The 236-nt window shown below is 42.4% G+C and carries 1 protein-coding gene; it reads right to left on the bottom strand.

The features are described from left to right. Positions 1 to 236 (bottom strand): HYR-like domain-containing protein (locus tag L1S35_RS13350; RefSeq protein WP_441294552.1); only part of this gene is annotated, 236 nt, incomplete at both ends.

Below are 236 nucleotides of genomic sequence, written 5' to 3'. Positions count from 1 at the left end.
GGTGTTGTTGTATCTACACCTTGTACAGTTATTTCACCTGTACAGTTATCAGTAGCTGTAAGTGAAACCATTGCAGGAACATCAGTTGCACAAGCAACAGTTATTGCAGCTGGAGCTTCAGGCGCTACCGGAGCAACGTCATCTACCACATTGATAGTTTGTGATACAGATGAAGTATTGTTACACGCATCAGTGAATGTCCATGTTCTTGTTACAGTGAACGAGTTAGGACAGTT

Origin of the sequence: Flavobacterium anseongense (assembly GCF_021608185.1) — a bacterium.
Taxonomy (GTDB): domain Bacteria; phylum Bacteroidota; class Bacteroidia; order Flavobacteriales; family Flavobacteriaceae; genus Flavobacterium; species Flavobacterium anseongense.
The sequence above is the reverse complement of the archived record's forward strand: the minus strand, read 5'-3'. Positions and strand labels throughout refer to the sequence as shown.